Annotated in this window: 13 protein-coding genes; 8 read left to right on the forward strand and 5 right to left on the reverse strand. The window is 72.4% G+C overall.

Translation table 11 applies throughout. From position 1 onward, the window contains the following. Nucleotides 1-138: 138 nt before the first annotated feature. From ACK8N7_RS25235 to ACK8N7_RS25245, 3 genes are all read left to right on the forward strand, one after another. Entirely contained in the window at nt 139-984 is an 846-nt protein-coding gene (locus ACK8N7_RS25235; RefSeq protein ID WP_500444213.1) for a DegV family protein, read from the forward strand. Nucleotides 985-1,678: 694 nt separating this feature from the next. Next, nucleotides 1,679-2,404 carry a ComEA family DNA-binding protein gene (locus tag ACK8N7_RS25240; protein WP_500445844.1) on the forward strand — a complete coding sequence of 242 codons (726 nt, stop codon included), beginning with the start codon at nt 1,679-1,681 and terminating at the stop codon, nt 2,402-2,404. After that, entirely contained in the window at nt 2,401-4,941 is a 2,541-nt protein-coding gene (locus tag ACK8N7_RS25245; protein ID WP_500444214.1) for a ComEC/Rec2 family competence protein, read from the forward strand. The genes ACK8N7_RS25240 and ACK8N7_RS25245 overlap by 4 nt, the downstream gene beginning before the upstream one ends. Here ACK8N7_RS25245 and ACK8N7_RS25250 read toward each other — a convergent pair. Continuing rightward, nucleotides 4,924-5,421 carry a pyridoxamine 5'-phosphate oxidase family protein gene (locus ACK8N7_RS25250; RefSeq protein ID WP_500444215.1) on the reverse strand — a complete coding sequence of 166 codons (498 nt, stop codon included), beginning with the start codon at nt 5,419-5,421 and terminating at the stop codon, nt 4,924-4,926. The genes ACK8N7_RS25245 and ACK8N7_RS25250 overlap by 18 nt on opposite strands. A gap of 141 nt (nt 5,422-5,562) precedes the next feature. Next, the gene (locus tag ACK8N7_RS25255) at nt 5,563-5,832 is read right to left on the reverse strand and encodes a hypothetical protein (RefSeq protein ID WP_203681053.1); all 270 of its coding nucleotides are present in this window, start codon (nt 5,830-5,832) and stop codon (nt 5,563-5,565) included. Nucleotides 5,833-5,891: 59 nt separating this feature from the next. Between ACK8N7_RS25255 and holA the strand changes: the two genes are divergently transcribed. Then, the gene (gene holA / locus ACK8N7_RS25260; protein WP_403208163.1) at nt 5,892-6,878 is read left to right on the forward strand and encodes a DNA polymerase III subunit delta; all 987 of its coding nucleotides are present in this window, start codon (nt 5,892-5,894) and stop codon (nt 6,876-6,878) included. 260 nt (nt 6,879-7,138) lie between these two features. On the opposite strand, the gene rpsT is transcribed toward holA, so the two are convergent. Next, on the reverse strand, nt 7,139-7,405 hold the full coding sequence (gene rpsT, locus ACK8N7_RS25265) for a 30S ribosomal protein S20 (RefSeq protein ID WP_015608450.1): 267 nt from the start codon (nt 7,403-7,405) through the stop codon (nt 7,139-7,141). A gap of 216 nt (nt 7,406-7,621) precedes the next feature. On the opposite strand from rpsT, the gene lepA reads away from it, so the two are divergent. From lepA to hemW, 4 genes are all read left to right on the forward strand, one after another. After that, complete coding sequence (lepA, locus tag ACK8N7_RS25270) at nt 7,622-9,496, forward strand: translation elongation factor 4 (protein WP_403208165.1); 1,875 nt, start codon at nt 7,622-7,624, stop codon at nt 9,494-9,496. Nucleotides 9,497-9,754: 258 nt separating this feature from the next. Continuing rightward, entirely contained in the window at nt 9,755-11,644 is a 1,890-nt protein-coding gene (locus ACK8N7_RS25275) for an AMP-dependent synthetase/ligase (RefSeq protein WP_500444216.1), read from the forward strand. Between the two features lie 218 nt (nt 11,645-11,862). Continuing rightward, nucleotides 11,863-13,899 (forward strand): SpoIIE family protein phosphatase, encoded by a 2,037-nt coding sequence (locus ACK8N7_RS25280; protein WP_500444217.1) that lies wholly within the window; start codon nt 11,863-11,865, stop codon nt 13,897-13,899. A 55-nt stretch (nt 13,900-13,954) separates the two neighbouring features. After that, nucleotides 13,955-15,196, forward strand: a complete 1,242-nt coding sequence (gene hemW, locus ACK8N7_RS25285; protein ID WP_500444218.1) for a radical SAM family heme chaperone HemW — start codon at nt 13,955-13,957, stop codon at nt 15,194-15,196. Nucleotides 15,197-15,221: 25 nt separating this feature from the next. Here hemW and ACK8N7_RS25290 read toward each other — a convergent pair whose 3' ends face one another. Together ACK8N7_RS25290 and ACK8N7_RS25295 are read right to left on the reverse strand one after the other, a co-directional pair. Beyond that, nucleotides 15,222-18,095 carry an ABC transporter substrate-binding protein gene (locus ACK8N7_RS25290; RefSeq protein ID WP_403208173.1) on the reverse strand — a complete coding sequence of 958 codons (2,874 nt, stop codon included), beginning with the start codon at nt 18,093-18,095 and terminating at the stop codon, nt 15,222-15,224. 135 nt (nt 18,096-18,230) lie between these two features. Beyond that, on the reverse strand, nt 18,231-19,049 hold the full coding sequence (locus ACK8N7_RS25295; RefSeq protein WP_015608444.1) for a DUF3097 domain-containing protein: 819 nt from the start codon (nt 19,047-19,049) through the stop codon (nt 18,231-18,233). Nucleotides 19,050-19,075: the final 26 nt, after the last annotated feature.

The following is a 19,075-nucleotide window of genomic DNA, read 5'->3' on the forward strand; positions in this document are numbered from 1 at the left end:
ATTTCCCGGCTTCTCGTGTTCTCGCGGCCGGTGCGTCTGTGGCCGATGGTGACAGGACGCGTTCCGAAGTGACCACGGATGATCAAAGGGCCGGGGCCGGGCTCCCGCACTCTCATCTCGGCAGGTAACCTCCGGCTCATGTCCCGCCATGTCGCTATCGTCACTGATTCAACGGCCTACCTGCCGCGCCGGACGATGGAACGGCACGGCATCACCGCGGTGCCGCTGACCGTCGTCCTGGGCGATCAGGCGTTGGAGGAGGGCACGGAGATCTCGGCCCGCTCGCTCGCCCTGGCCCTGCAGAAACGCCACTCCGTCACCACCTCCCGCCCCAGCCCCGAAGTCTTCGCCGAGACATACCGGGCGGCGGCCGGGAGGGGGGCCGACGCGGTGGTCTCGCTGCATCTGTCGGCGGAGTTCTCGGGCACGTACGACGCCGCGCTGCTCGCGGCGAAGGACGCACCGATCCCGGTCCGCGTGGTGGACACGGGCATGGTCGCCATGGCCCTCGGTTTCTGCGCCCTCGCGGCGGCGGAGAGCGCGGAGGCGGGCGGCAGCCTGGACGAGGTCGTGGCGGCGGCGGAGAAGCGGGCCGCCGGAACATCCGCTTATTTCTATGTCGACACCCTGGATTACCTCCGCCGTGGCGGCCGCATCGGAACGGCCCAGGCGCTGCTGGGCTCCGCACTCGCGGTGAAGCCGATCCTCCAGCTGGACGGCGGCAGGATCGAGATGCTGGAGAAGGTACGGACGGCGTCCAAGGCCATCGCCCGCCTGGAGGAGATCGTCGCCGAGCGGGCCGGTGGGGCGGCGGTGGACATCGCCGTCCACCACCTCGCCGCACCGGAGCGCGCGGAGCGCCTGGCCGAGCGGCTGCGCGAACGCGTGCCGGGGCTGGTCGACCTCCATGTCAGCGAGGTGGGCGCGGTGATCGGGGCGCACACCGGGCCGGGGCTGCTCGGTGCGGTGATCTCGCCGCGGTGATCTGGCCGCGGTGACGGGGTCGTTGGGCGGCGACGGGGTTTCTGCGGAGGCGTGACAGCCCCCGGACGAGTGAGCGAGATATCCACAACTGGCCTGCTATCCACAGGAATCGAGCCCGCTCGGCGGATTCGGTCGATTGTGCCTAACGTCGTGAGGCATGGCCCTTCGAACTTCTCGGGCGTCGATGCCCGACCACGCGTCTGTTGCTTCTCCGTCCGCTGTTGCTCCGCCTGCGGTTTCTTCGCCTTCGACCCCGACTCCGACTTCTGGCGATGCGGCTGCGGGAGCGGCTGTTGCTGCCGAACGTGCTCCGGTGGCCGGGCGTCGGGTGCGACGCGGCCCCGGCAGCCGTCCGAGCGGCCGGGCGGGGCTCCGTCCCGGTGCCCCGCTCGGCGCCCATGGCAGGCAGAGGTCCGCGCGGGGCCGTGCCGCCCTTGCCGCAGCGGCCGCGAGGCGTCGGGCGGACGCGCTGATGGGGAGTGCTCCGGCCTCGGGCGAGGGAGCGGACGCACCTCCGGGCCCACGGGCCGGCCTCGTCGAGGTCACGGACCCAGGAACTGTTCCGGGCGCGGTTCCTGAGCCGAGTCCGAGTCCGAGTTCGAGCCCGAGCCCAGACCCTTATCCCTTGCCCGGCGACAGTGCGGGGGAGGGCGACCGGGTGCAGGGGCCCCGACCCGTGTGGGTCGGGCGCGCGGTGGCGGGGTTCCGGGACCGGGTGCCCCTGTGGGTGCGGCTCAGGTGGGGGCCGGCACCGCGGACGCTCGCGGCCCTGGCTCTGGTGCTGCTGGTGGCCGTCGGCCTTGCCGGCTTCCACTTCTGGTCCGTGCGCCCGCAGGCGGTGAGTGCCCCCGAAACGGTGGAGGCGGGAGCCTCTGCGGGGGTCGAAGACCCGTTACGGACCGGAGACGCGGGCCCGGTACCCCGCCCGGCCGCCGGGGCGCCGCCTTCCGCTTCCTCTGTCCCTTCCCCGGACACGGCCGGGCAGATCGTCGTGGATGTCAGCGGCAAGGTGCACCGACCTGGCGTCCAGAGCCTCCCGGCCGGTTCGAGGGTGGCGGACGCGCTCCGGGCGGCGGGCGGTGTGCGCGCCGGGACCGATGTCACGGGGCTCAACCGGGCGCGCGTCCTCGTGGACGGCGAGCAGGTCGCGGTAGGTCTGCCCCAGGCCCAGGCCGCCCCCGGTACGGCCGACGGGGCGGCGGGCACACCCGGCGCCTCCGGTCCGGCGGCACCGCTGAGCCTGAGCGCGGCGACCAAGGAGCAGCTCGAAACACTGCCGGGGGTCGGGCCCGTGCTGGCGCAGCACATCATCGACCACCGCACGGAGAACAGCGGATTCCGTTCCGTCGACGAGCTCCGGCAGGTAAACGGTATCGGCGACCGCAGGTTCGCCGTCCTCCGACCGCTCGTGCAGCCATGAGCGGCCGCGCGACGGGGTGCGGTGCGGGCGAGGCGGACCGCGCGGCCGCCCCGACGAGCGGTGTGCCCGGGGCGGCCCGTGCGCGGGAGGAGGGGCCGGTGGACCTGCGGCTCGTCCCGCCGGCCCTGGCGGTCTGGGCAGCCGCGGCTCTCGCGCTGGGGCTGCCGGGACGCTGGGTGGTCGCAGGGGTGGTGGTCTGTGCCGTTGGGGGGCTCGCGCTCCTGGCAGCCGCGTCCGCAGGAGGCAGGGAGGCCGCCGCATCCGGGGGAGGCAAGTGGGCGGCCGTGCTGGGAGCCGTGCTGCTCTGCGCGGCGGCGGGCGGAGCCACGGCGGGACTGCACGGCGCCGATGTCCGACGAGGACCCGTTCCCGGACTGGCGCAGGAGCATACGCGGGTCGACGCCGAGGTGCGGGTGACATCGGATCCACGCCCGACCCGCCCCGGCGTGCGGGGCAGCCACAGCACGCCGGCCACGCTCCTGATCAACGCCGACATCACCGAGGTGACCGTACCGGGCGGCCACCGCACCAAGGTCCGCACGCCCGTGCTCCTCATGGTCTCGCCCGGGGACGACCGCGAGGAGTGGCAGCGGATTGTGCCGTCCACCCGGCTCCGCGTCGGTGGCCGTCTCTCGCCCCCCGCTCACGAGGGCGAACGCCTGGCCGCCGTGCTGCGGGTGGACACCGAAGAGCTGCCCAGGATCACCGGCCCCCCGACGGCGGTCCAACGCGCGGCCGGGGAGCTGCGCTCGGGGCTTCGGGAGGCGACGGACGGCCTCGACCCGGACGCGCGGGCGCTGCTGCCGGGGCTGGTGGTCGGAGACACCTCCAGGGTCTCGCCCGAACTCCATGACGCCTTCAAGGCCACCGACCTGACCCACTTGCTAGCCGTTTCCGGGGCGAATCTCTCGATCCTCCTCTTTCTCCTCATCGGCCCACCCGGGTCGGCGCTGAACAGTGAACGGCGAGGTCTGGCACCGAAGTTGGGCATCTCCCTGCGGGGGACCGCGCTGATCGGGGGCGCACTGACGCTCGTGTTCATCATTGTGTGCCGTCCGGAACCGAGCGTCCTGCGCGCGGCGGCGTGCGGCCTGATCACCCTTCTCGCCATCGGGACGGGCCGCCGCAGGTCCCTGATCCCCGCTCTGGCGGCGGCCGTTGTGCTCCTGGTGCTGTACGACCCCTGGCTGGCCCGCAGTTACGGCTTCCTGCTGTCGGTCCTGGCCACGGGCGCCCTGCTGACCCTCGCCCCTCGGTGGAGCACGGCCCTGCAACGGCGGGGGATGCCGGTCCGGTTCGCGGAGGTGCTGGCGGCGGCCGCCGCCGCGCAGGCGGTGTGCGCGCCCGTCGTGGTGGTACTGGCCTCGCGGGTCAGCCTGGTGGCGATTCCGTGCAACCTGCTGGCGGAGTTCGCGGTGGCGCCCGCGACGGTGCTCGGGTTCGCGGCGCTCGCCGTCGCCCCGGTCGCCCCGCCGGTCGCCGAAGTGCTGGCCGAGGTCGCGGGCTGGCCCGTCGGGTGGATCGCCGCAGTGGCCCGTACGGGGGCGGACCTGCCCGGGGCGGAGGCCCCGTGGCCCGGGGGCTGGGCCGGTGCCGCCCTCCTCGCGGTCCTCACGGTCCTGGCCGTGCTGCTCGCCCCTCGGCTGGTGCGCCACCCCTGGGTCTGCTCGGCCGCCGCGCTGCTCCTGGTCCTCGTGGTGGTGCGGCCGGTCCCGCTGACCCGGATCGTGACCGGGTGGCCGCCGCCCGGCTGGGCGTTCGCGCTGTGCGACGTGGGGCAGGGCGACGCGATGGTGCTCGCGGCCGGGGAGGGCACGGGCGTGGTTGTCGACGCCGGACCCGACCCCCGTTCGGTCGACCGGTGCCTGCGGGATCTCGGTGTCACCCGTGTACCGCTCGTCATCCTCACCCACTTCCACGCCGACCACGTGCGGGGACTGCCCGGCGTACTGCGGGGCAGGGCCGTGGGCGCGGTCCAGACGACAAGCCTCGACGAGCCGCCCGAGCAGGCCGCGTTCGTCCGGCGTACGGCGGCCGCGGCGCGGGTGGCGACGGTGCGGGCGGTATCCGGTGAGCGGCGCCGTGCAGGACCGCTCGACTGGCGGGTCCTCTGGCCGCGTGCGGGGCCCGGGGGAGTCGGGGCGGTGAAGGGGGTGCAGGGGCCGAACGACTCCAGCGTGACCCTGCACGTACGGGCCGCGGGCGGACTCACCCTGTTGCTCCTGGGCGACCTCGAACCGCCCGCCCAGCAGGGGTTGCTGCACAGCCCCGAGAGGCTCCCCCGGGTGGACGTCCTCAAGGTGGCCCACCACGGCTCCGCCTTCCAGGACGCGGGGCTGCTGCATAGTGCGCGGCCGAGGCTGGCGCTCATCTCCTGCGGCGCGGACAACCCGTACGGCCACCCGTCGCCCCGAACCGTCGACGCGCTCAGGGCCGCCGGGGCGCGGGTCCTGCGTACCGACACCGACGGCGCCATCGCGGTGACGGGCGCGGGAAAGGAGCTGCGGGCGGTGGGCCGTTCAGGACGGGAGGCCTGACCGGTCGAGGGAGGAGGGCTGGACCAGCCAGGTGCTGTCGAGCATCAGGTCGCGGCCGGCCTGCTCGTTCACCTCACGCCAGGCCCGGACGGTGTGCGGGGTGATGCGCAGGTACACCCACGGGGAGTCCTTCCGCGGGTCCCACACGAGCTTCGCCGCGAACGCGTCGCCGGAGGCGGTGGGGAGGTCCGTCCCCTCGACGACCTCGGCCTCTCCCTCGATGAGCACCACATCACGGGTGGGGCCGAGGGTGACCCTGATCCTGCCGGTGGGGGTCACGTTGACCGCCGTCGGGTTGGTCCTCCGGGTAGCCATGAGCAGGGTGCCCTCGTGCCAGACGAACGACAGCGGCACCAGGCAGGGGGTGCCGTCCGGGGAGGCGGTCGCCACCCATGCGTCCAGGTCGTCGCGGAGGCGGTCGAGGGTGTCCCGCAGGCGCTGTTCGGGGCTGCGCGGAGGGTGTGGGGTGGTGGCGGTCATGGCCGTCACGCTAACCGCCGCCCTGAGCGGTGCGCGTCGGCCGCCGGACCTAGATCTTTCGCCCCGGACGGGCCGCCCGGCCCGGACAGCCCGTGCTGCCCTGCCCGGATCGCCCTGCCCGGACCTGCAGGGCCGGAGGCGCTACGGCTTCTCCAGCCACCCCTCGTACTCCTCGGCGAACGCGTCGAGCGCGGCAGGGTCCAGTCGTCCGGCCGGGTCCTCCACGACCACCAGCCACTGGGCGTCCTCGGCGTCGTCCTCGCCGGCCAGGGCGTCCCGTACGAGCTGGGGTTCCTCGGCGACCCCGAAGCGGTCCGCCAGCTCCCCGGCGACCTCCTCCGCGGCGTCGCGGTCGGGCAGCACCAGTACATGTCTCACATCGCTCACCCGGTCATTCTCCGGTACGGGCATCTGTGCCCCACCCTCCGGGGCAGCCGGGCTGTCAGTGGGTCATGGGATGCTGGATCGCGATGGCCACCAGGAAGAATTCCACCGACGACCCGCTCGCCCCCCTCACCCTCGCCGTGGGCCAGGAGGACCTCCTCCTGGACCGTGCGGTACAGCAGGTGGTGGCGGCGGCCCGCGCTGCCGACGCCGATACGGATGTCCGTGATCTGGCGTCCGACCAGTTGCAGCCCGGCACGCTCGCCGAGCTCACCAGCCCCTCGCTCTTCGCCGAGCGCAAGGTCGTGATCGTGCGCAACGCGCAGGACCTCGCGGCCGACACGGTCAAGGACGTCAAGGCGTATCTCGGTGCGCCGGCCGAGGAGATCACGCTCGTCCTGCTGCACGCGGGCGGGGCCAAGGGCAAGGCGCTCCTGGACGCGGCGCGCAAGGCCGGGGCACGGGAGGTCGCCTGCCCGAAGACCACCAAGCCGGCCGAGCGGCTCTCCTTCGTACGGTCGGAGTTCCGGACGCACGGGCGGTCCGCGACGCCGGAGGCGTGCCAGGCGCTGGTCGACTCCATCGGCAGCGATCTGCGGGAGCTGGCCAGTGCGGTGTCCCAGCTGATCGCGGATGTCGAGGGGACGATCGACGAGGCGGTCGTCGGGCGCTACTACACGGGGCGGGCGGAGGCGTCGTCGTTCACCGTCGCCGACCGGGCGGTCGAGGGGCGGGCGGCGGAGGCGCTGGAGGCGCTGCGGTGGTCGCTGTCCACCGGGGTCGCGCCCGTGCTGATCACCAGTGCGCTGGCGCAGGGGGTGCGGGCGATCGGGAAGCTGTCCTCCGCGCGGGGTGGGAGGCCGGCCGATCTGGCCCGGGAGCTCGGGATGCCGCCGTGGAAGATCGACCGGGTGCGGCAGCAGATGCGGGGGTGGACGCCGGACGGGGTCGCCTCGGCACTGTGGGCCGTGGCTGCGGCGGATGCGGGGGTGAAGGGTGGGGGGGACGACCCCGAGTACGCCCTGGAGAAGGCCGTCGTCGCTGTTGCCCGGGCCGCGCGGGCTGGGCGGTAGGCGGTTCCGCCGGGCTGGGTAGTGCTCCGGGTCGGCTGGAAGTGGGGGGTGCGCCCCGCACCGGCCACCAAGCATGCGGAAGCCCCGGTCCTTGATCTGGGGAGATCGAGGAACCGGGGCTTCCGGGTCACACTCTTGGTGCGCCGCACCCGCGTGGCGAACGCAGGTTCGGTGTGCGGCGCGGGGTGCCGGTCAGGGACGGGAGAGAGGGCCCGTCTGGTCCGTTCCGGCGGTCACATCAGTGAGCTTCGGGAAGAAGCTCAGGCCTGCAGGGCGCCAACCTTGGACGCCAGCGCCGACTTCTTGTTGGCGGCGGCGTTCTTGTGGATGACACCCTTCGAGACAGCCTTGTCGAGCTGACGGGAAGCGTCGCGGACGGCCGTGGTGGCCTTCTCGACGTCACCGGCAACGACGGCCTCGCGGGCCTTGCGGATCGCGGTCTTGAGCGACGACTTGACGGCCTTGTTGCGCAGGCGCGCCTTCTCGTTGGTCTTGTTCCGCTTGATCTGGGACTTGATGTTCGCCACGAATAGAGCCTTTGCAGGTTCGTTGGATCTTCTAGGGCGCCACGCCGCTCATGAAGAGCCACGAGGCACAGCTGTCCACGGTAGCAGCCACCCTCCGACCGGCCCAAACCGGTCGCTGTCCCGCAGGCGTGGGACGATGGAGCCTACGTATCGATCCGACCGACCCGACATCGACCCGAGACACGGCGTTCGGCGTCTCAAGAATCAGGACCCTGCGTGCCCGCGACTCCTTCCAACGTGCCCGAGCCGAGCCGTACCGACCCGGCGCTGATCCGCAATTTCTGCATCATCGCGCACATCGACCACGGCAAGTCGACCCTTGCCGACCGGATGCTTCAGCTGACCGGAGTGGTCGACCAGCGGCAGATGCGTGCTCAGTACCTCGACCGGATGGACATCGAGCGCGAGCGCGGCATCACCATCAAGTCCCAGGCGGTCCGACTGCCCTGGGCGCCCAACACGGGCGAGGACACGGGCACCACCCACATCCTCAACATGATCGACACCCCGGGCCACGTGGACTTCACCTACGAGGTCTCCCGTTCGCTCGCGGCCTGCGAGGGCACGGTCCTGCTGGTCGACGCCGCGCAGGGGATCGAGGCCCAGACGCTGGCCAACCTCTATCTCGCGATGGAGAACGACCTCACCATCGTCCCGGTGCTCAACAAGATCGACCTTCCCGCCGCGCAGCCGGAGAAGTTCTCCGAGGAGCTGGCCAACCTCATCGGCTGCCAGCCCGAGGACGTGCTCAAGGTCTCCGCCAAGACCGGCGTCGGCGTGGACGCGCTGCTCGACCGGGTCGTCCGTGACGTACCGGCCCCGGTCGGTGTCGCGGACGCCGCCGCCCGCGCGATGATCTTCGACTCGGTCTACGACGCGTACCGCGGTGTCGTCACCTACGTCCGTGTCATCGACGGACAGCTCAACAAGCGCGAGCGCATCCGCATGATGTCGACCGGTGCCACCCACGAGCTGCTGGAGATCGGGGTGTCCTCCCCGGAGATGACCCCTGCCGACGGCATCGGCGTGGGTGAGGTCGGCTACATCATCACCGGCGTGAAGGACGTGCGGCAGTCCAAGGTCGGTGACACGATCACCTCGCTGCACAACGGGGCGACCGAGGCGCTGGGCGGCTACAAGGAGCCCAAGCCGATGGTGTTCTCCGGGCTGTATCCGCTGGACGGCTCGGACTACCCGGACCTGCGCGAGGCGCTGGACAAGCTCCAGCTCAACGACGCCGCCCTGGTCTACGAGCCGGAGACCTCCGCCGCGCTCGGCTTCGGTTTCCGCGTCGGCTTCCTCGGTCTGCTCCACCTGGACGTGGTCCGTGAGCGGCTGGAGCGCGAGTTCGGCCTCGACCTGATCGCGACCGCCCCCAACGTGGTCTACCGGGTCGAGATGGAGGACGGCAGCGAGCATGTCGTCACCAACCCGAGCGAGTTCCCCGAGGGCAAGATCGACAAGGTGCACGAGCCGGTCGTCCGCGCCACGGTGCTGGCCCCCAGCGAGTTCATCGGCGCGATCATGGAGCTCTGCCAGAACCGGCGCGGCACCCTGCTCGGCATGGACTACCTCTCCGAGGACCGCGTCGAGATCCGCTACACGCTGCCGCTCGCCGAGATCGTCTTCGACTTCTTCGACCAGCTGAAGTCCAAGACCCGCGGTTACGCCTCCCTCGACTACGAGCCCACCGGCGAGCAGTCGGCCCAGCTCGTGAAGGTCGACATCCTGCTGCACGGCGACAAGGTGGACGCGTTCTCCGCGGTCACCCACAAGGACAAGGCGTACGCGTACGGCGTCCGGCTCGTCGCCAAGCTGCAGAAGCTCATCCCTCGGCAGAACTTCGAGGTGCCGATCCAGGCTGCCATCGGCGCCCGGGTCATCGCCCGTGAGACGGTCCGCGCCATCCGCAAGGACGTCCTCGCCAAGTGCTACGGCGGTGACATCTCCCGTAAGCGGAAGCTGCTGGAGAAGCAGAAGGAGGGCAAGAAGCGGATGAAGATGGTCGGCAACGTGGAGGTCCCCCAGGACGCCTTCATCTCGGTGCTGTCGACCGACGAGTCCGCCGGGGAGAGCAAGGGCAAGAAGTAGCCCCGAGCCGCCACCCGCCGACGAGCAGTCCGAAGGGCCCTCACGCCGCAGTAACGTGCGAAGTGAGGGCCCTTTCGTTATGAAAGCGGCGGCCCGTTGCCTCTTACGTGGCGGACGAGTGCGCTCTACTCTGATCACGACTCGTTGGTTACTCGCCAGTTAAACAAGCCGAACAAGCAGGTTGCGCAGCAGGACAGCAGAAGTAGTCGCAGTATCAAAGAAGCCGGTCGTAGCAATGCCGCAGGCCCGGAGGACGTCGTGAGCGACACACAGACCTTGATCGATAACCGGCCGCCCTCCGTGGCGGCCCTCTTCATCGACCGCGTGGCGGCGACCCCGGACGGGGAGGCGTACCGCTACCCGGTCCCGTCCGCCTCGGGCGAGGGTCCCGACGACTGGAAGTCGCTGAGCTGGGGCCAGGCCGCGGAGCGGGTCTACGCGATCGCCGCCGGGCTGATCGCGCTGGGTGTGCTGCCCGAGGAGCGGGTCGCCCTCTCCTCCGCCACCCGGGTGGAGTGGATCCTCATCGACCTCGGTGTGATGTGCGCGGGCGCCGCGACCACCACGGTCTACCCCTCCACGAACGCCGAGGAGTCCGCCTTCATCCTGGCCGACTCCGAGAGCCGGATCCTCATCGCGGAGGACGCCGAGCAGCTGGCCAAGGCCCGTGAGCGCCGCGCCGAGCTGCCCGACCTGGCCCATGTCATCGTCATCGACCCGGCCGGCGTCGAGCCCGCCGAGGGTGACCCCGAGGGCTGGATCATCACCCTCGCCGATCTGGAGGCCCGGGGCAACGAGCTCCTCGCCAAGACCCCGGACGCGGTCACCGAGCGGGTCTCCGCCATCACGGCCGACCAGCTGGCCACCCTCATCTACACCTCGGGCACCACGGGCCGCCCCAAGGGCGTACGGCTGCCGCACGACAACTGGTCGTACATGGCCAAGGCCACCGTCTCGACCGGGCTGATCAACGCCGACGACGTGCAGTACCTCTGGCTGCCGCTCGCCCACGTCTTCGGCAAGGTCCTCACCTCGGGCCAGATCGAGGTCGGCCACGTCACCGCGGTCGACGGCCGCATCGACAAGATCATCGAGAACCTGCCGGTCGTCCAGCCGACCTACATGGCCGCCGTCCCCCGCATCTTCGAGAAGGTCTACAACGGGGTCGCCTCCAAGGCCCGCGCGGGCGGCGGCGCCAAGTACAAGATCTTCCTCTGGGCGGCCGGGGTCGCCCGCGAGTACGCCAAGGTCTCCCAGGACAACTTCCGCCGTACCGGCAAGGCCTCCGTCCCCTTCGCGCTCGGCGCCAAGCACAAGGTCGCCGACGCGCTCGTCTACTCCAAGATCCGCGAGGCCTTCGGCGGCCGGCTGCGCGCCTGCGTATCCGGCTCCGCCGCGCTCGCCCCGGACATCGGCTACTTCTTCGCGGGCGCCGGCGTCCACATCCTGGAGGGCTACGGCCTCACCGAGACCAGCGCAGCCTCCTTCGTCAACCCGGGCGAGGCCTACCGCACCGGCACCGTCGGCAAGCCGCTCCCCGGCACCGAGGTGCGCATCGCGGACGACGGCGAGATCCTGCTGCGCGGCCCCGGCGTCATGGAGGGCTACCACAAGCTGCCCGACAAGACCGAAGAGGTCCTGGAGTCGGACGGCTGGATCCACACCGGCGACATCGGCGAGCTCTCGGCCGACGGCTACCTGCGCATCACCGACCGCAAGAAGGACCTGATCAAGACGTCCGGCGGCAAGTACGTCGCCCCGGCTGAGGTCGAGGGCCAGTTCAAGGCGGTCTGCCCGTTCGTCTCCAACATCCTGGTGCACGGCGCGGACCGTAACTTCTGCACCGCGCTCATCGCGCTCGACGGCCCCACCATCCTGAACTGGGCCGCCGAGAACGGCCTGGAGGGCAAGTCGTACGCGGACGTGGTCGCCGCCCCGCAGACCGTCGAGCTCATCGACGGGTACGTCAAGCGCCTCAACGAGGGGCTCCAGCGCTGGCAGACCATCAAGAAGTTCCGCCTCCTGCCGCGCGACCTGGACGTCGAGCACGGCGAGCTGACGCCCAGCCTCAAGCTGAAGCGGCCGGTCGTCGAGCGGGAGTACCAGGGGCTGATCGACGAGATGTACGCGGGATCGCGCGAGGCGTAGCGCGAACCGCCGCCGCTCCGAAGGACCCGGCGTACGCGGGCGGGAGGCCCGGACACCTCGGTGTCCGGGCCTCCCGCCCGCTGTGCATGTGTCGTTGTGTTTCCCGAAGCCCTGCGTTCGAACCTGCTCGATTTTCTGCCCACTTCGGTAACTCGGTGCTTATGGATGCGGCCGGTCTGTCACTCTGTCGGAGTCGTCGGACCCGTAGGAGCCGCACCGTGGCACCCATCCCCTTGCAGCGGGACACCGTGCAGCGTCCCGGCACCACCCGTGCCGGGTACGCGCACGGCCCGCGCCTGGCCAGCCGCACCAGCCTGCCCGGCATACCGCTCGCCCCGTCCGCCGCCCGCCGGTTCGTGCGGGCGGCGCTCGCGGAGTGGACCGGGCTGGGGGTGCCCGCCGCCGTGGGCTTCAGCGACCGGCTCGCCGACGACGCCGTGACCGTCACCAACGAGCTGGTCACCAACGCCGTCGTGCACGCCGGGACCACGGTCGACCTGGTCCTCAGGCTGGAGGAGGAGGGCGGCGACGAGCCGTCGGCCGCCCTCGTCCTGGAGGTCACCGACCACCACCCCGCCCGCCCGGTCAGCGGCGACGAGCCGGGTGCCGCCGGGGCACCGGGCCGTACGGACACCGAGCCGCCCACCGAGCCGCCGACGGAGAGCCCAGCCGGCCTCCCCGACCCCGCCGAGTACGGCCGGGGCCTCCAGCTCGTCGCCACCCTCGCCGAGTCCTGGGGCATCACCTACCGCACCGGCCTCAAGACCGTCTGGGCCCGGCTCCCCGTCGACGACTGGAGCGACCCACCCGCCCCGCCCGACCGGGACGCCCTGCGGCGAGGCCTGCGCGCCGCCGAGATCCTCGCCCCCGCCGCCCGGCGCACCGAACGCGACGACGCGGTCTGGGACAGCCGGGGCGCCCCGGCCTTCCTCGCCGAGGCGTCCGACCTGCTCGCCGGGCAGCTCGACGAGGACCTCGTGGCCGCCATAGCGGGCCAGCTGCTGGTGCCCCGCCTCGCGGACTGGTGCGCGATCTGGCTGGAGGCCGAGAGCGGCGGACCGGGGGCCGAACCCCGTCTTGCCCGGGTCTGGCACAGCGACGAGACCGGTACGGAGCCCCTGCGCACCGCCCTGGAGCGGGAGCCCCTCCGCCTCCCCGCGGGCATCGGCTCCGGCCCCGTACCCGTCCCCGTGCCCTGGCCCCTGCACCGCGCCGAGAACGCGCCCCACCCCGAGAACGCCCCCCACCCCCAGCAGCCCCGCGAGGCCGCCCCGCCCCCCGACCCCGGCGCCCGCGACGGCGCCGCGCTCGCCTTCCGGATCACCGCGGGCGGCCGGGCGCTCGGGACCGTCCTCGTCGGACGGGAGGGCGTCGCCCAGGTGCCCGAGGCCGTCGCCTCGCTCATCGAGGACTTCGTACGCCGTCTCGGCCTCGCCGTCGGCGCCGCCCGCGCCTACACCCGGCAGGCCACCATCAGCCGGATCCTGCAGCGCGGCCTGCTCCCCAGCAAGGTCGCCGAGATCCCCGGCGTCACCAGCGCCCTCGTATACGAACCGAGCGACGACGGCGTGGTCGGAGGTGACTTCTACGACATCTTCCCGTGCCCCGGCGACCGCTGGTGCTTCGTCCTCGGCGACGTCCAGGGCTCCGGCCCCGAGGCCGCCGTCGTCACCGGCCTGGCCCGCCCCTGGCTGCGGCTGCTCTCCCGGGAGGGCTTCGGCGTCGGCGAGGTCCTGGACCGGCTCAACCGGCTGCTGCTCGACGACGCCATGGAGGCCGCCGAGGCCGCGGCCCTGATGGTCGCCGCCGCCGGGGGCCGGCAGCTCCACGACGGCTCGCAGTCCCGGTTCCTCTCGCTGCTGTACGGGGAGGTCGTGCCGCTCCCCGGCGGCGGCGTCCGCTGCACGGTGGTCAGCGCCGGGCACCCGCTGCCGCTGCTGCTGCGCCCCGACGGCTCCGTACACCCGGCGGCCGAGCCGCAGGTGCTGCTCGGGGTCGTGGAGGACGTGGCGTACGAGAGCCAGACCTTCGACCTGGAGCCCGGGGACACCCTGCTCTGTGTCACCGACGGGGTGACCGAGCGGCGCTCGGGGCCGCTGATGTTCGACGACGGGGACGGGCTGGCCCGGGTGCTCGCCGGGTGCGCCGGGCTGCCCGCAGAGGCGACGGCCGAACGCATCCGGCGGGCGGTCCACGAGTTCGCCGAGCAGCCGCCGGACGACGACGTGGCGCTGCTGGTGCTGCACGCGGACTGAACGGGCCGGCGAGCGAAAAGCCACCCGGTCCGGGAAGCTCCCGCGGCGAGCGACAATGGACGGTATGCCTTCCGTACTGCCCGATGGTGAGCCCGTGCCCGACGACGGGGCGCTGCCCCGCCACGCCCTGGAAGGCGCAGCCGACCGCCCGCTCGGCTTCTACCTGCACGTCCCGTACTGCGCCACCCGCTGCGGCTACTGCGACTTCAACACCTACACCGCCACCGAGCTGCGCGGCTCCGGCGGGGCTCTGGCCTCCCGCGACAACTACGCCGCCCATCTGATCGAGGAGGTCCGCCAGGCCCGCAAGGTCCTCGGCGACGACCCACGCCCGGTCCGTACGGTCTTCGTCGGCGGCGGCACCCCCACCCTGCTGCCCGCAGCCGATCTCGTACGGATGCTGGCGTCGATCCGGGAGGAGTTCGGGCTCGCGGAGGACGCGGAGATCACCACCGAGGCGAACCCCGAGTCGGTCGACCCGGCCTACCTCACCGCCCTGCGCGAGGGCGGCTTCAACCGGGTCTCCTTCGGCATGCAGAGCGCCAAGCAGCACGTCCTGAAGATCCTGGACCGCACGCACACCCCCGGCCGCCCCGAGGCCTGTGTCGCCGAGGCGCGCGCGGCGGGCTTCGACCACGTCAACCTCGACCTGATCTACGGCACCCCCGGCGAGTCCGACGACGACTGGCGGGCCTCCCTGGACGCGGCCATCGGCGCGGGCCCCGACCACGTGTCCGCGTACGCGCTGATCGTCGAGGAGGGCACCCAGCTCGCCCGCCGCATCCGGCGCGGCGAGATCCCCATGACCGACGACGACGCGCATGCCGACCGCTACCTCATCGCGGACGAGGCCTTCGCCGCCGCCGGATTCGACTGGTACGAGGTCTCCAACTGGGCCAGCACCGAGGCCGGCCGTTGCCTCCACAACGAGCTGTACTGGCGCGGCGCCGACTGGTGGGGCGCGGGCCCCGGAGCCCACAGCCACGTCGGCGGCGTCCGCTGGTGGAACGTGAAGCACCCGGGCGCGTACGCCCAGGCGCTCTCCGAGGGCCGCTCGCCCGGCGCCGGCCGCGAGATCCTCAGCGAGGAGGACCGCCGGGTCGAACGCATCCTGCTGGAGCTCCGGCTCCGCGAGGGCTGCCCGCTCGACCTGCTGAAACCCGACGGCCTCGCCGCCTCCCGCCGCGCCCTGACCGACGGACTGCTGGAGAGCGGACCCTACGAGGAGGGCCGCGCGGTCCTCACCCTGCGCGGGCGGCTCCTGGCCGACGCCGTCGTCCGCGACCTGGTCGACTGATCCCGGACCGCACCGGGGGCGGGCCTCACGGCCTGCAGTCCTTCGCAGTCAGCGGCGGCGCGACCCCGGCGGGCTTGCCGCAGACCAGGGTCCGCTCGGCGCTCGGCCCGGGGCGGACCACCTTGACGATGTTCAGACCGTGCAGATGGCCGGAGACCGAGGACTTCGCCGGGCTGAACGCGATCGTCCCGGTGGGCATGTTGTTCAGCTCCACCGTGTGCAGCGTCGCCCAGGTCTCGGCGGCGCTCCGCCGGACGTCACCGCGTGCGGCGGCGTCGTACAGGGCCGCCGTCGCGCTGTAGGCGATGACCGTCTGCCCGCTGGAGAACAGCTCGTCCTCGTACGCCGGGCGCCCCGGGGCCAGCGTGGTGACCTTCTCGTCGCCGAGCAGGGCCCGCAGGGTGCGGTGGGCGTCCGCGTAGAAGCCGGGGTTCGTTCCCCGGTCCAGCGGTGCGAGGGAGCTGTGGTAGAGCGTGACGTTCGTCGCGATGGAGGCGCTGTCGCTGAACGTGTCCTTGGTCAGATCGTCCCCGGTGAACACCGTCAGCGCCCGGTTCCAGCACCCGGTGGTCTCCGACAGGCCCCGCATCAGGGCCCGTACGTCCTCGACGCGCCCGGCGAAGTACAGCGCGTCCGGCACCCGCTCCGCCTGGCAGATGCCGGTGAGCGGGGCGTTCAGACTGGCGCCGCCCGCCAGGTCGAAGTCGACGTCGGGGCCGAGCGCGAAGCCCGACGCCCGCAGCATCGCCCGGCCCGCGTCCCGCTGCTCGGCGGTGTACCGGTCCAGGTCCCCGTTGCGGTCCTTGCGCGAGAGCACGATCGCGTGCGGGCGGTCCAGCTTCCGCGCGATCTGCCGGGCGACCAGCCCGAGCGCGTACGTCTGCTCCTCGTCCGTCGCCGCCAGGCCGAAGTAGTTGGGGAACCGGCGGGGCAGATCGCTGCTGGAGTTCGTCGTGTTCACCAGCGGCAGCCCGGCCGTGCGGAGCAGCGCGGCGGCGTCGTCGCTCTCGTCGGTGTTACGGCCGAGGCCGACCACCCCCACCACCGTCGGGTCCCGCCGGGCCACCTCGATGATCTTGCGGACGGCGGTGAGCTGGCGCAGCATGTCCTGGCCGGCGTTGGCGGTGAGCACCCGCAGCTTGACCGACCGGTTCACGGTCTTGTTCACCGCCTGCTGGTGGAGATAGACGCCGGTCAGCTCCTCCAGACCCTTGCGGGTCGCCTCGGGGCCCTTGCCGGTCGAGGTCAGCGGGCCGGCGTAGACGACGGTGACGTACGCGTCGCCGGGCGCGATGTCCGCGTTCTCCTCCCGGATCGCCTGCTCGATCCGGTCGAACGTGATGCCCTTCCCGCCCCCGTACAGCTCCAGGCCGTTGCCCCGCGCGAAGCGCACCTCGGGCACGGTCGCCACGCCGACGCACTCCCGGTCCCCGTCCCGCCCGGCCCAGATCGCGTCCGTGCTCCGGTCGGTCAGCGGCCCGTGGCAGTACGTGTCGCGCCAGTGCCCGGCCCACAGGAACGCCCCCAGCAGACTCCCCACGACGACCAGCGCGATGCTCGTCCTCGACATCACCCACCACGCCCAGGTCCGCGGCACCGGATGGGTGACCAGCTCGGTCCGGGCGGGCGCGGTGGTCAGCTCCTGGGTGGTCAGCGGCAGCTGGAGCACCCACGCCAGCATCGCCGCCGCCACCGGCGACTGCCCCAGGCTCAGCTCGTCGGCCCAGCGGTCGTACTGCTCCTGGGCCCCCGGCGGAGCGGCTGGCCGGACCGCCCCCGGCCGCTCCGGGGGCGGCGGGGTGTGGCGCATGACCTCGGCGGCCGGCAGCGCGGCGAGCAGCAGCAGCGGATCGACCTCGCTGCGCCGCGACCGTACGTTGTTGATCGCGTTGATCAGCAGGATGCCGCCGTTGTCCTGGGTGGCCCGGTGCAGGAGCACCACCGGTGGCCGGGTCCGCTTGGCGCGCCGCCAGTCCGCCGCGTGGGGGCGGTAGTTGTCCCGCAGGTCCTCCAGCAGCGCCTGCACCCGCAGCTCCAGGTGGAACTGGCGCGCGTGCCCGTCGCCCGCCCCCGCATGCGCCACCCGCTTCGCGACCGCCGCCGCCCGCACCCGGATCACGTCCCACGACCCTCTGGGCGAGAGGCGGGACCAGCCGTCCGAGGGGTAGCCGGTGCTGGAGGCGGCCAGGGAGGAAGTGGTGGCGAACCACCGGCTGGCCCGGCGCAGCCACAGCAGCGGCGGCGCGGACCGGCCCACCAGCCCCACCACGGCCAGCCCGACCAGGGCGAGGGACGCCACCACCACCGTCAGGAACCAGTCGATCTCCCCGAGCAGCACACTGAGCAGGGCGATGAAGAGCGCGCCGACGAAGGTCTCCGGCCGCACGGAGTTCCGTAACGACGACCCCCAGGTGCCCCGGCGCGGCCGGTCGGCCCGCCAGCGCAGCCGGCGCAGCTGCTCCAGGATCAGCTCCTCGCCGATCTCACCGGTGTTCCCGTCGGACTGCTCGACCACGGTCGCGGTCGCCTGCTCGATCGCCCCGAGCAGCCGCGAGCGGGGAAAGGCGAGGGGCTTGTACTGCGTGGTCCCGGGCGATTCCCACGGCTTCTCCGCCAGCGTGCGCACCATGTCCAGCGCCGCCTCGTACGGGGTGGCCCCGCCGCCCTCCAGCCGCTGCACCGGAACCCCGCGCCGCTCATTGGCCTTGTGGACCAGCCTGACGATCGCCTCGACCTGCTCGTCGATCTCGCGCCCGGCCCCGGCGTCCTCGGCCTTGATCACCACCAGCGGCATCACCGGCCGGTTCCTGCGGTACCGGTCGATCAGCTGCTGCATCAGACGGAAGACGGCCAGAGCCGCCTCGTTCCCCGCTCCGCCCCGCCAGTTCCCTTGTCGCATCGCCCGTGCCCTTCCCCCGTGAACGGGTGAGCCCGTTCCCCCCACCCTCCATAACCGATGGTGCGTGTGGGACGCAGGCATTCCTAGGGATCGGCACGTGATCCTCTCGGGCGGGCCGGCGACGAGCCCGGGACATCACTCAGGAAGGGTGACGAAGTCAATCAATTCCTCCACCCGGCCGAGGAGTTGAGGCTCAAGATCCTTGTAGCTGCGGACCTTGGACAGGATGTGCTGCCAGGCCGCCCCGGTGTTCTCCGGCCACCCCAGCGCCCGGCACACCCCCGTCTTCCAGTCCTGGCCCCGGGGCACCACCGGCCACGCGTCGATCCCCACCGAGGACGGCTTCACCGCCTCCCACACGTCGATGTACGGGTGGCCCACCACCAGCACATGCGGATCCGAGACCTGCGCGGCGATCCGGGACTCCTTGGAGCCGGTCACCAGGTGGTCCACCAGCACCCCGAGCCGGGCGTCCGGCCCGGGGGAGAACTCACCCACGATGGCCGGGAGGTCGTCGATGCCCTCCAGGTACTCGACCACCACGCCCTCGATGCGCAGATCGTCGCCCCACACCCGCTCCACCAGCTCCGCGTCGTGCCGGCCCTCCACATAGATCCGCCCCGCCCGTGCCACCCGGGCCCGCGCACCGGGCACCGCCACCGAACCGGAGGCCGTACGGGCGGGACGCACCGGACCGCCGGGCCCCGGGCGCACCAGCGTGACCACCTTGCCCTCCAGCAGGAAGGCCCGCGGCTCCATCGGGAAGACCCGGTGCTTGCCGAAGCGGTCCTCCAGGGTCACCGTGGGCCCCTGGGCCGTCTTCTCGCAGCGGATCACGGCGCCGCAGAAGCCGGTGGCGACCTCCTCCACGACCAGATCGGGTTCGGCGGGGACCTCGGGCACGGGGGCGGACCTCTTCCACGGCGGGGTCAGGTCCGGCTGGTAGCTGCGCATGCGCCGACGATAATCCTCACCCCGCC

This window comes from Streptomyces griseobrunneus, from assembly GCF_046713465.1.
GTDB lineage: Bacteria > Actinomycetota > Actinomycetes > Streptomycetales > Streptomycetaceae > Streptomyces > Streptomyces microflavus.